This window comes from Pseudomonas sp. NFR09, assembly GCF_900111535.1.
Lineage (GTDB): Bacteria > Pseudomonadota > Gammaproteobacteria > Pseudomonadales > Pseudomonadaceae > Aquipseudomonas > Aquipseudomonas extremorientalis.
Window position 1 is genome coordinate 124,890 of the sequence record NZ_FOIH01000014.1, and the last position, 12,041, is coordinate 136,930.

Below are 12,041 nucleotides of genomic sequence, written 5' to 3' on the forward strand. Positions count from 1 at the left end.
AATAAACCTGAGAGGGCGCACACTGTGCCCCCCCGTTTTACCCGAGGAGAGATTGGCAATGACTGGTGTGCACACGTCTGCTCAACAAGGTTTTTCTGCCCAGGCTGTTACCTACGCCCAGGGGCGACCGGATTATCCGCGGCAACTCACCGGCTGGCTGGCCGACACGTTGCGCATCAGCGCGCAGTCCAGCGTGATTGACCTGGGCGCCGGCACTGGCAAGTTCACCCGCTTGCTCAGCGCCCTGGCACCGACCCTGATCGCGGTCGAGCCGGTGGCGGCGATGGGCGCGCAGTTGACCCGACTGATGCCGGATGTGCGTCTGCTCAATGGCACCGCTGAATCCATCCCATTGCCAGCCGCCAGCGCCGATGCAGTGGTGTGCGCCCAGGCCTTCCACTGGTTTTCCACCGAGGCGGCCCTGGCGGAAATCCATCGCGTGCTCAAGCCTGACGGCCGCCTTGGCCTGGTGTGGAATGTGCGAGACGAATCGGTGGATTGGGTCGCCGCGATCACCGACATCATCACCCCGTACGAGGGCGATACCCCGCGCTTTCATACCGGGCGTTGGCGTGACGCGTTCAGCGGCAAGTATTTTTCCCAGCCCGAAGTCACCTGTTTCCCCTATAGCCATGTCGGCAGTCCTCAAGAGGTGATCATGGATCGCTTTCTCTCGGTGAGCTTTATTGCCGCGCTGGACGATGAGCCCAAGGCCCGCGTTACCGCGCAATTGCAGGCGCTGATCGACACCCATCCGGCGTTGAAGGGGAAGGACACCGTGGCCTTTCCGTATAAGACCCAGGCTTATGTCTGTCATCGACTGGCCTAAAAGGCATAAAGTCAGATCATATTGGTATAAGTCGTTATAAGAAAAATCGCTATCCTGCGGCCAGAAATTTATAAGGCCGCAGGTAGCTGTAATGGATGTGGGTAATTTTGGTTTTGTGGTTGCCGGTCTGATCGTGGGTTTTATCGTGGGCATGACCGGTGTGGGCGGCGGTTCGTTGATGACGCCGATCCTGTTGTGGTTCGGCATCAACCCGGCCACTGCCGTGGGTACCGATCTGTTGTACGCCGCCATCACCAAGTCGGGTGGGGTGCTGGTACACAGCAAGAACAAGAATATCGACTGGACCATCACCGGCTGGCTGACCCTGGGCAGCGTGCCGGCGGTGTTGCTGACGCTGTGGTTTCTGGCCAGCCTGCATACTGACCCCAGCGCCATGAATGCAGTGATCAAGCAGGCGCTCGGTGTGGTGCTGCTGCTGACGGCGTTGGCGATTCTGTTCAAGAAAAGCCTGTTGGCGTTTGCCCAGCGGCATGCGGGCGACAGCTATCACATGAGCCCGCGCAACTTGAATGCGCTGACGGTGGTGACAGGGGCGATCCTCGGCACCATGGTGGCGCTGACCTCCATTGGCGCGGGTGCGCTGGGGACGGTGGCGTTGTTTATTCTTTATCCGTTTCTGGCCACGCGGCGGCTGGTGGGGACTGAGATTGCGCATGCCGTGCCGTTGACCCTGGTAGCCGGGTTGGGGCATGCCAGCATGGGGAATATGGATTGGCATCTGCTCGGGTTTTTGTTGATGGGGTCGTTGCCGGGGATCTATATCGGTAGTCATATGACGGGGAAGTTGCCGGATGGGGTGCTGCGGCCGTGTTTGGCGGTTATGCTCATGGCTATTGGCTATAAACTGGCTTTCTGATTGGGCGCATATCCGTTGTTCAGGTAACGGCCATTTAGGGTTCCGCCATCACCTAAATAACGGATATACACACAGTCAAAAACCTCAACCCACTACGCCAGGCCCATTCCCAATCTGCCAGACAAACGGCGGCTCAGCCCCATTGACCACCCAATCCCCCACAATCCGCGCCTTGTAAATCAGCGGATTATGCGACGACACCGTCCGCGCATTCCGCCAATGCCGATCCAGCGCCTTACCCTGGCGCACATCCGAAGCCCCCAGCGCATTAAACAACTCGCTGGTCGCCCGCTGAATCAACGACGACACCACCACCTGTGCGGTAGCCGACTCAATCTCGGCCGCCACATTGGCTTCGCGCTCTACCGCATCGTCGCCCCCGAATCGCGCCACATACGCCCGTTGCGCGGGCAGTGTCGCCTTCAGCGCGCTCGCTTCGGCGGCATACACCAGCGCCGCCACTTCACCCACCACCTGTTGAATCTGCGCATCCTGGCTGACATGCGCCGCATTGCCATGGCTGTAGATGCGCTTGCGGCTGCGCACCTGATGCGCCACATCGCGCAGTGCGGCACGGCCGATGCCCGCCAAGGTGGCCAGCAGCACCAGTTGGTAGAACGCGGTCTGGTATTTGAAGCGCGTGGCAAAGTCGATCACGTTATCTGCCTCCACCACCGCATCGGTAAAGCGCGACGTGCCGCTGCCGGTGGTGCGTTGGCCAAAGCCATCCCAGTCGTCACTGTGCTCCACGCCAGGCTGACGGGCGCGGGTCGCGGCGATCACGTCGCCACCGGTGTCGCTGCGTTGGGCGTACACATCGATCCAGTCGGCGAAGATGCTGCCGGTGCTATAGAACTTTTCTCCGTTGAGCTTCCAGTGGTCGCCGTCGGGGCTGACCTGGGTGACCACGTCGCCAATGGCCACGTTGCCGATTTCGGTCCAGGCACAGCCGACGATATCGCCGTCCACGAAACGCTTGAACCACACATCGCGGCCGGCGCCGGGCGGTGCATTCAGGCGGTCTTCGGCAAAGGCGAAGTGCCCGCGCAGGGCCTGGGGCACGTTGGAGTCGGCTTCGGCCAGTTCAATCAGCAATTCGAACAATTGCGGCAGTGACGCGCCGCCACCGCCGTATTCCACCGGTACGCGCACCGCGCCAAACCCCGCCTCCTTGAGCCATTGGATCGGCTCATGGGGCAGGGTGCGGCTGTGTTCGCGTGCTACGGCGCCTTCGGCGATGCGCTGGAAGATCGGGCGAAAGCGTGCCGCCAGCGTGGGGTAGTCGACGCCGGTGGACAGCGGGTTGATGACGTGATGTTCGGTCATGGCGAGGTTCCTGGGCAGTGATCGATGCAGAGGCGATTGCACAGTCCGTGCCGGGTGCCGGGGCGCGTATTTACGGGGACAAACGTCGAGTCACTGTTGCCCTGGCAACAGCGGATCGACAAACCGGCGCAATCCAAAACACTGGCGACGCCATAGAGTCGTTGATCCAAACCGCCTGGCCTGGGCGTTTCGCCGGCCTGGCACGCTTGCTGCTCAAGCCCTGGTACATCCCTTTTGTGCGAGGTACCGTCCGATGACTCAACACGCCGTGAAATTTGCCTACTGGGTGCCCAACGTCAGCGGTGGGCTGGTGGTCAGCAAAATCGAGCAACGCACCCACTGGGGCATCGATTACAACCGCAAGCTGGCGCAATTGGCTGAGGCTGCCGGCTTCGAGTACGGCTTGACCCAGATCCGTTTCACCGCCGGCTACGGCGCCGAGAACCAGCATGAGTCCGTGGCATTCAGCCATGCGTTGCTGGCTGCAACCACCAAGCTCAAGGTGATCGCCGCGATCCTGCCCGGCCCGTGGCAGCCGGCGCTGGCGGCCAAGCAATTGGCAACCATCGACCAACTCACCAATGGTCGTATCGCGGTGAATATCGTCAGCGGTTGGTTCAAGGGTGAGTTCCAGGCCATTGGCGAACATTGGCTGGAGCACGACGAGCGTTATCGCCGCTCCGAAGAGTTCATCCGCGCCCTCAAAGGCATCTGGACCCAGGATGACTTCACCTTCAAGGGCGACTTCTACCGGTTCAACAATTACACCCTCAAGCCCAAGCCACTGGGCCAGCCGGAAGTGTTCCAGGGCGGCAGCTCGCGGGCGGCACGGGACATGGCGGCGCGGGTGTCGGACTGGTACTTCACCAACGGCAACACCCCGGAAGGTATCAAGGCCCAGGTCGACGACATCCGTGCCAAGGCAGCAGCCAATAACCACTCGGTCAAAGTCGGCGTCAACGCCTTTGTGATCGCCCGCGACACCGAGGAAGAAGCGCGCGCCGTGCTGGCGGAGATCATCGACAAGGCCGACCCGGAAGCGGTGAATGCCTTCGGCGATGCGGCGAAACAGGCCGGCAAGGCGTCGCCGGAGGGAGAGGGCAACTGGGCCAAATCCAGCTTCGAGGACCTGGTGCAGTACAACGATGGCTTCAAGACCAACCTGATCGGCACGCCGCAGCAGATCGCCGAGCGCATCGTTGCGCTCAAGGCGGTGGGGGTGGACCTGGTACTCGCCGGGTTCCTGCACTTCCAGGAAGAAGTCGAATACTTCGGCAAGCGCGTGTTGCCGCTGGTGCGAGAGCTTGAAGCCAAGGCGGCAATCAAACAGGTGGCTTGATCCGTGCGAGCTTGATCCGTGCAAGTAGTGAGCGGGCTTGCTACAGGTGTTTTTCCAGGCGCAGGGCGGGCGTGTGGTCTTCGTAGTAGTCGTTGATCAGGGCAAAGCGCCGATAACCGTTGCGCTCATAGAGGTTGAGGGCGCCGGGGTTGTCGGTGCGTACTTCCAGACGTATGCAGGTGTAGCCCTGTGCCACGGCGATAGCTTCCACGCCGTTCAGCAACTGCTTGCCCAAGCCAATGCCGCGTGCATGCTCGGCAATGGCAATCGAATACAGGCGCGCCGAGGAGGCGCCCCGACGAAACAACACCAGCGCATAGCCGAGTAACTGCCGGTCATTTTCCGCCACCAGCAACTGGCCGTGGGCGCGGCTGACCATCCACTGGAAACTGCGCGATGACAGCCGGTCGCTGCTGAAGCAGCGCTGTTCCAGTGCCACCAGTTCAGACACATCGTTGGAGGTTGCAACGCGAAAGCAAAGAGCCATATGACCGCCGTAAAAGTTGCGTAACGAAACGGGACTTCTCTAAATGATCGTGCTTAATAGAAAAGGTCGAGTTCTCTAAAGCGGATCAACTATTATGTCGGCGGTACAAGGTCATTGGCGTGAAGTATCGGAGCAAACAGTCGCGACGACAATAACTGACAAGGGTTATTTTCTCGCCCCTATCAAAGGAACCCGTCAAGTCGTGATCATTGTCGAGCGCAAGGAAGATTGGGCCTCCTACTTCCCCAGCGAAGATATCGTCACCGCCCAGGAGTACCTGGAACAGACCCGGGAAACCGAGACTGGCAAGCGTGTGCAGGTGATCAACCTGTGCCGCGGCTACAAGTACCTGGGGCACGGTTATTACTGCTCGCTGCTGGCCGAAGCCCGCGGGCACAAGGTGATTCCGTCGGTGCGCACCATCAGCGAACTGACGAAGAAGTCGCTGTACGGGCTGGCCCTGGACGACCTGGATAAAACCCTCGATAAAGCCTTGAGTCATCATCTTTACAGCAATACCGAAGGCTTTACCCTGACACTTTACTTCGGCCGGACCAATATAGAACCGTTGCAGGACCTGGCCCGTCAGTTATTTGAAGCGTTCCCGTGTCCCATCCTGTTAGTTGATTTCAAAAGGAATAACGGCTGGCATATCGAAGGGATCAAGTCCGGTGTATTGCACAAGTTGCGCGATGACCAGGAAGATCAGTTCGCCCATGCGCTGGACAACTTCAGCCGCAAGATCTGGCGCCAGCCGCGCTCACGTCGCCTGGCCCGTTATGACCTGGCCATCCTGCACGATCCTCAGGAACAGTTGCCGCCGTCCAACGCCAAGGCATTGGATAATTTCATCCGCGTGGGCAAGGGCCTGGGCATCGATGTGGAGTTGATCGAGCGCAAGGACTATTCGCGCCTGGCCGAGTACGACGCCTTGCTGATCCGCGAAACCACCAGTGTCGACAACCACACCTACCGTTTTGCCAAGAAAGCCGAAAGCGAAGGCCTGGTGGTGATGGACGATCCGGCGTCGATCCTGCGCTGTACCAACAAGGTCTACCTCACCGACTTGCTCAACAGCCACCAACTGGGCATGCCCGCCACCGAGATTCTGTACAAGGAACGACCGGAAGACTTCGAACGGGTCGGCGAGCGCCTGGGCTTCCCGCTGGTGCTGAAGATCCCTGACGGATGCTTTTCCCGAGGCGTGATCAAGGTTGAAAGCCAGGAGGCTTTGCTCAAGGCCACCGCCGAGTTGTTCGAGCATTCGGTGCTGTTGCTGGCCCAGGAGTTCTTCTACACCGAGTACGACTGGCGCATCGGCGTGCTCAACCGCAAGCCGATCTTTGCCTGCCAGTACTTCATGTCCAAGGGCCATTGGCAGATCTACAACCACAAGGCCATCGGCCAGGACATTAACGGTGAATGCCGCACCCTGGCGGTCCATGAAGCGCCCAGGGCAGTGGTGGAGCTGGCGGTGAAGACCGCCAACCTGATCGGCGATGGCCTCTACGGCGTCGACCTCAAGCAGTCCGGTGACAAGGTGGTGGTGATCGAGGTCAACGACAACCCCAACCTGGATGCGGGCATCGAGGATGCGTACTTGCAGGACGACTTGTATGGCCTGGTGCTGGAGGAATTCGTGCGGCGCCTGGAGTTGAAACGTCAGGGCCAGGTCTGGTGACCCGGCGATGATCCAGCGTTTCGACCTGACCGATGGCAAGCTGCAGGGCGGGGAGGGTGACGCAGCCCCGGTCATGTTGTTCAACAACCCTGACCTGGCCGAACGTGAGTGGCTGCGCGACCACCACAAGCTGGACGAACACGCCCTGGCCTCGGCCCTGGACCCGGACGAAGTCTCGCGTATCGAATTTCACCCTGACAATCTGTTCCTGATCTGGAAGCGGCCGGAGAACTACTCCGGCGGCGGCAACCTGGTGTTCGAAGTGTCGTCCTGCGGCCTGCTGTTTTCTCCCAGCCGCCTGCTGGTGATCGCCACCGACGAAACCCCGCTCAACGGCCTGGGCAAGCGCCGTCCGCTGCACACGCCGCTGGATGTGCTGCTCGATCTGTTGCTCAACAACATCCACCATTACCTCGGCCACCTGAAGGTGATCAAGCTGGTCGCCCGCGAGTTGCAGCAGCAGTTCAATGCGTCCATGAGCAACCACCACCTGATGCAGATGTTCAACCTCAGCGAGAGCCTGATCTATTACATCAACGCGTTGCACAGCAACGGGGCGGTGTTGTCGCGGTTGCGCAACCACGCGGAAAAGGAACATTTCAGCGCCGAGATCATCGGGCTGATCGATGACCTGATCATCGAGAACCACCAGTGCTACAAGCAGGCGGAGATCTATTCCAACGTGTTCTCCGGCCTGATCGATGCGCGTGGCAACCTGATGAACAACAGCATGAACAACCTGTTGCGCAAGCTCACACTGATCAACGTGGTGTTCCTGCCGCTGAACCTGATTGCGAGCATTGGTGGCATGTCGGAGTTCAGCATGATGACGGCGGGGACGCCGTGGTGGGTGTCGTATCCGTTGTTCCTGCTGGTGATGGGGCTTGGGGCGGGGTTGATGGTGTTGGGGCTGAAGCGGATAGCGGGCGGCGCCAATGTGGTATGAACACCGGCTCCTACAGGGTGTGTGTCGTTCAGGCGCCGGGTTGCAAGGTCAAGACCTCGAACCCATCCGCCGTCACCGCCACGGTATGTTCCCACTGCGCCGACAGGCTGTTGTCCTTGGTGACCACCGTCCAGCCATCCTTGAGGCTGCGTACTTTCGAGCTGCCCTGGTTGAGCATCGGCTCCACGGTAAACACCATGCCTTCACGCAGTTCCAACCCGGTGCCGGGACGGCCAAAGTGCAGGACCTGCGGTTCTTCGTGCATCTCGCGCCCAATCCCGTGGCCGCAATACTCACGCACCACGCTGTAGCCGTTGGCCTGCGCGTGGCTCTGGATCGCGTGGCCGATATCCCCCAGGCGTGCGCCGGGCTTGACCTGGCGGATGCCGGCCCACATGGCTTCAAAAGTCTGTTCCACCAGGCGCCGGGCCTTGGGTGCGACGGTACCGATCATGTACATCTTGCTGGAGTCGGCGATGTAGCCGCCTTTTTCCAGGGTGATGTCGATGTTGATGATGTCGCCGTCCTTGAGGATCTCCTTGGCGCTGGGCATGCCATGGCACACCACCTCATTGATCGAGGTGTTGATGCAGAAGGGGTAGTCGTACTGACCCAGGCTCGCCGGGCGGGCCTTGAGGTCATTGCGGATGAAGGCTTCGACGGCGGCGTCCAGCTCCAGGGTGGAGCGGCCGGCCGCGACGTACCCATCGAGCATGCTGAACACCTGGGCCAGCAGGCGGCCGGATTCACGCATCACCGCCAGTTGTGCGGCAGTCTTGATCATCAACTGCGCCCCCGGATCAGGTCGGGCTTGTCCAACAACAGTTTGTTGATCAGCTCGTTATAGGGCAGGTGAGGATTGAGTTCGGCAAGCAGCCCGATCTTGATCCAGAATTCGGCCTGGGCGTTGATGGAGCGGTCCATCGCGGCGCTGGCCAGGCGCAGTTGTTCGTGCAGTTGGTCGGTGATCTTGACGATGCCCATGGTGTTCACTGTGTGGTAGCAATATACAAAGCGTATATGTTTCGTATATCGATAGTAAACCCCTGGCCGCCAAATGGCGCTTGACCATTGACTTGCCCGCGGGCCGCCGGTTAGTTTCGTCACATGACATTTCAAGCCTTTCGTAGCCAGCCAAGCATTATTACCGCCATTCCTCATTTGGCGGGATAGCACACGGCTGTACCCAAACCCGCCCTAGAGGCGGGTTTTGTTTTTCCGTCTCCAGGGTTTCTGACAAAAAGCCAGGAGACACCCATGAGCACCTGCACCGCGCCTCACACCGCCGACCCGGGACTGTTTGAGCATTACGTGAAGAAGATTCTTGCCGCCCCGGTATACGACCTGGCGGTGCGCACGCCGTTGCAGGCGGCCCCGGCCCTGTCGGCGCTGCTGGGTAACCAGGTGTTGCTCAAACGCGAAGACCTGCAACCGACCTTTTCCTTCAAGATTCGCGGTGCCTACAACAAGTTGGTGCAGCTTACGCCTGAGCAAAAAGCCCGTGGCGTGGTGACCGCGTCGGCGGGTAACCACGCCCAGGGTGTGGCCCTGGCGGCACGGGAACTGGGGATCGAGGCACGCATTGTAATGCCCGCCAGCACCCCGGAACTCAAGGTGCTGGGCGTGCGTTCACGCGGCGCCGAAGCGGTGCTGCACGGCGCAAGCTTCCCGTTTGCCCTGGCCCACGCGCTGCAGTTGGCCGAGTGTTCCGGGTGCACCTTTGTTTCGCCCTTCGATGACCCGGACGTGATCGCCGGCCAAGGCACCGTCGCCATGGAGATCCTGCGCCAGCAGCAAGGGCCACTGGACGCGATCTTCGTGCCGGTGGGCGGTGGTGGCCTGATCGCCGGCGTCGCCGCCTACGTCAAATACCTGCGGCCCGAGGTGCGCATCATTGGCGTCGAGCCCGAAAGTTCCAGCTGCCTGTTGGCGGCACTGCGGGCCGGTGAACGGGTGATACTACCCAGCGTCGACGGGTTTGCCGACGGCACGGCAGTGGCGCAGGTCGGCGCGTATGGCTTCGAGATCTGCCGCGACTGGGTGGATGAAGTCATCACTGTCAGCAACGACGAACTGTGCAGCGCCATCAAGTTGATCTACGACGACACGCGGTCCATCACCGAGCCTTCCGGTGCGTTGGCGGTAGCGGGCATCCGCCACTACGTGGCCCGTCATCAATTCCGCGGACAGACCCTGGTGGCGATCAACTCCGGGGCGAACATCAACTTCGATAGTTTGCGACATGTTGCTGAAAGGGTGGCTGCACAGGGCGCCGTTTAACTTGAAGCCCAGGGTTAAACGATTAATCGCAGCGGTTCGACGACGATTCCGTCGACACTGTTCAACCTCTATAAGAACGCACAGTGCTTATGAGGAAAGGTTACAACGAGGGCCGTTTTTGCCGAGTAGGCTTGGGAGTTACAAGCGTCTGCCAGGGTCGGCAAGACGTGGCGGGCACGCGCCTGCCAGGTTCATGACAATCTGTTGGCAGTCTCAGAAAAGGAGAGGTTGACCATGCTTTCGGAACTAGAGCTTCGCAGCATCATTGAAGGAAGTTTCCTGCCTAAACGGTGCGAATGCACCAAAGCCGAAGATGCCTCGCTGACGATCAAGATCTATGACGACCGTGACCGTGACCGGGTGGATTTGGAAGTCAAAGGTATCAACGCCGACAAACTCGACAGCAGTCGAGCGATTTGCAACCTGATTGCCGGGTTGCGCGAAGACCTCAAGCACACCCATGCACCCGCCCTGCAACGCGCGGGAGGGCGCAGCTTCTATTAGCTTGACGCTTGAGTATGAGGGACCGAAGACCTGTGGGCCTGGATAAACGCCAGGCCCAATACGGTTTCTGTTGCCACCGCCAGCAGGATGCCTGGCCCCGCATTGCCCTTGATCCACTCACCAAACCCCAATAGCGCCAGCACCAGGCACCCGGTGACAAACCCGGTGGTCAGGGCGCGGCGCGTGTCTGAAGGAGGCGCGTGACGGGCGCGGTAGAACATGATGCCGATGCCCAGGAAGAGCGCGGCGTTGCGGCGCGACACCATCCCGGTGGCGTTGGAATACTCCACGCTCCACAACCACAGCAGCAGGTCGGGACGCAGGCCCCAGACCAGTGCGAGGGCGAAGCACAGCAGGGCGGTGAAGGTGGCGAGGGTACGGAAGTTCAAGCGCATGGCGAATCCTTTCAGCCTTATGACAAGCCCGCAAGCGTACGCCTATTTGTGCTGGCCTGGCTCTATTGTTTCAACGCCTCAGTTCTGGAAGTCGCAGGCTTCGGACATTTTCCGGTAGCTCACGTCTTCTACCTTGCCTGCTTTATCCAGGAACTTGATATCCGCCTTGATGACCTTGCACTCATCGGTCGGGGTTTCGTTCATGGCCAGCACCTTGTCGATATTCATCGGCAGGCCGTAGTGGTAAGGCACGGGTTTGACGGCGGCTGTTTGATCGTCGGCCTGGGCCAGGCCAGACGCAGCCGCCAGTGCAAGGGTGGCACCGAGCATCAACGTGCGCAGTTTCATGGTGTTTCTCCGCAACAAGTGAGTACAACTTCACTCTCGGCTTGCGGGATTAACCATCGATTAAAGTTTGCCTGGCTGACAAAAGCTTCATCCAAGCTGATGGCGATAGGGCAGGTCCGGCCCGGTCTTGCCGCAGGTCATCGCCGCGGCGCGAATGGCAAAGCCCAGCATGACGTCGATCTGTGCCCGCGTGAGCTGTTGCAGGCCCTCTACCGAGTCAAGCTGCTGCTCGGTCAGCCAGGCAATCAACGCCGCCTGGAAGGTGTCGCCGGCCCCCACCGTGTCGGCCATCACCACCTTGACTGCCGGTTGCGACCAGTTGCCGTGCTGGCGGCTGAACACACTGGCACCGTCGCCGCCACGAGTGAGGAACACCAATTGGCAACGGTGTTGCAGCCAGCCCTGCAGCACGCTTTCCGGCGACTGGTCCGGGTAGAGCAGGTGCAGGTCTTCGTCGCTGACCTTGATCAGGTCGGCATGCTTGACCAGCTCCGCCACGCGGTCGCGCCACAGCTGGATGTCCGGCTGCGGGTTGAGGCGCACGTTGGGGTCGAGGCTGATCAGGCGTTTGCCGCTTTCGCGCTTGACCAGGTTCAGCAGGGTGTCGCCAATCGGCTGCACCACCAGGGAAAACGAGCCGATATGCAGGCCGCGAATGTCAGCCCCCAACGCGGGCAGGTGGGCGACTTCCAGCAGGCGGTCGGCGCAGCCTTCGCCTCGGAAGTTGTACTGCGGTGAGCCATCGGCACCCACGGCGACCATCGACAGGGTGGTCGGCGCGGCGAACTCCACCAGGAACCGCTCGCTCACGCCTTCATCCTTGAGCACCTGCAATAAGCGGCGGCCAAGGAAGTCGGTGGACAAGCCGCCGAACAACCCGGCCTCGATACCCAGGCGGCGCAGGCCTACCGCTACGTTGAACGGCGAACCGCCGGCAATCGCCTTGTAGTTGACCTTGGAAGCCTGCCCGCTGGCATCTTCCTCGCTGAAGAAATCAAACAGCGCTTCACCACACACCAGATACATAGT

At 60.4% G+C, this 12,041-nt stretch carries 12 protein-coding genes and 2 pseudogenes; 7 read left to right on the forward strand and 7 right to left on the reverse strand.

From position 1 onward, the window contains the following. The first annotated feature begins 58 nt into the window (after positions 1-58). Positions 59-829 carry a class I SAM-dependent methyltransferase gene (locus tag BMX59_RS26490; RefSeq protein WP_092249034.1) on the forward strand — a complete coding sequence of 257 codons (771 nt, stop codon included), beginning with the start codon at positions 59-61 and terminating at the stop codon, positions 827-829. Positions 830-920: 91 nt separating this feature from the next. After that, entirely contained in the window at positions 921-1,706 is a 786-nt protein-coding gene (locus BMX59_RS26495; RefSeq protein WP_092249036.1) for a sulfite exporter TauE/SafE family protein, read from the forward strand. An 84-nt stretch (positions 1,707-1,790) separates the two neighbouring features. Here BMX59_RS26495 and BMX59_RS26500 read toward each other — a convergent pair whose 3' ends face one another. Next, positions 1,791-3,032, reverse strand: a complete 1,242-nt coding sequence (locus tag BMX59_RS26500; protein WP_092249038.1) for an acyl-CoA dehydrogenase family protein — start codon at positions 3,030-3,032, stop codon at positions 1,791-1,793. A 253-nt stretch (positions 3,033-3,285) separates the two neighbouring features. Here BMX59_RS26500 and sfnG point away from each other — a divergent pair, with 253 nt between their 5' ends. Then, positions 3,286-4,371, forward strand: coding sequence for a dimethylsulfone monooxygenase SfnG (sfnG, locus tag BMX59_RS26505; RefSeq protein WP_071490612.1), 1,086 nt, complete (start codon positions 3,286-3,288; stop codon positions 4,369-4,371). A 43-nt stretch (positions 4,372-4,414) separates the two neighbouring features. On the opposite strand, the pseudogene BMX59_RS26510 reads toward sfnG, so the two are convergent. Next, positions 4,415-4,858 (reverse strand): annotated as a pseudogene (locus tag BMX59_RS26510) (GNAT family N-acetyltransferase); the annotation flags it as partial. 94 nt (positions 4,859-4,952) lie between these two features. On the opposite strand from BMX59_RS26510, the gene BMX59_RS26515 reads away from it, so the two are divergent. Both BMX59_RS26515 and BMX59_RS26520 read left to right on the forward strand, forming a co-directional pair. Then, on the forward strand, positions 4,953-6,539 hold the full coding sequence (locus BMX59_RS26515; protein WP_092249040.1) for a RimK family protein: 1,587 nt from the start codon (positions 4,953-4,955) through the stop codon (positions 6,537-6,539). Between the two features lie 7 nt (positions 6,540-6,546). Further along, complete coding sequence (locus BMX59_RS26520) at positions 6,547-7,485, forward strand: magnesium transporter CorA family protein (RefSeq protein ID WP_093127637.1); 939 nt, start codon at positions 6,547-6,549, stop codon at positions 7,483-7,485. 28 nt (positions 7,486-7,513) lie between these two features. On the opposite strand, the gene map is transcribed toward BMX59_RS26520, so the two are convergent. Together map and BMX59_RS26530 are read right to left on the reverse strand one after the other, a co-directional pair. After that, positions 7,514-8,269: a type I methionyl aminopeptidase gene (gene map / locus BMX59_RS26525; protein ID WP_092249044.1), complete on the reverse strand. Its 756-nt coding sequence runs from the start codon at positions 8,267-8,269 to the stop codon at positions 7,514-7,516. After that, complete coding sequence (locus BMX59_RS26530) at positions 8,269-8,469, reverse strand: ParD-like family protein (protein WP_003190946.1); 201 nt, start codon at positions 8,467-8,469, stop codon at positions 8,269-8,271. Before BMX59_RS26530 ends, map begins: the two co-directional genes overlap by 1 nt. 273 nt (positions 8,470-8,742) lie before the next feature. On the opposite strand from BMX59_RS26530, the pseudogene ilvA reads away from it, so the two are divergent. Together ilvA and BMX59_RS26540 are read left to right on the forward strand one after the other, a co-directional pair. Beyond that, positions 8,743-9,741 (forward strand): annotated as a pseudogene (gene ilvA, locus BMX59_RS26535) (threonine ammonia-lyase, biosynthetic); the annotation flags it as partial. 258 nt (positions 9,742-9,999) lie between these two features. Then, positions 10,000-10,269 (forward strand): DUF1652 domain-containing protein, encoded by a 270-nt coding sequence (locus BMX59_RS26540; RefSeq protein WP_071490607.1) that lies wholly within the window; start codon positions 10,000-10,002, stop codon positions 10,267-10,269. Here BMX59_RS26540 and BMX59_RS26545 read toward each other — a convergent pair. The 3 genes from BMX59_RS26545 to BMX59_RS26555 form a co-directional block, all read right to left on the reverse strand. Continuing rightward, positions 10,266-10,664: a hypothetical protein gene (locus tag BMX59_RS26545; RefSeq protein ID WP_093127646.1), complete on the reverse strand. Its 399-nt coding sequence runs from the start codon at positions 10,662-10,664 to the stop codon at positions 10,266-10,268. The genes BMX59_RS26540 and BMX59_RS26545 overlap by 4 nt on opposite strands. Before the next feature lie 78 nt (positions 10,665-10,742). After that, on the reverse strand, positions 10,743-11,012 hold the full coding sequence (locus tag BMX59_RS26550) for a DUF2790 domain-containing protein (protein WP_092249050.1): 270 nt from the start codon (positions 11,010-11,012) through the stop codon (positions 10,743-10,745). Between the two features lie 87 nt (positions 11,013-11,099). Further along, a complete protein-coding gene (locus tag BMX59_RS26555; protein ID WP_093127651.1) occupies positions 11,100-12,038 on the reverse strand; it encodes a carbohydrate kinase family protein in 939 nt (312 codons plus the stop codon). Between the last annotated feature and the right edge of the window lie 3 nt (positions 12,039-12,041).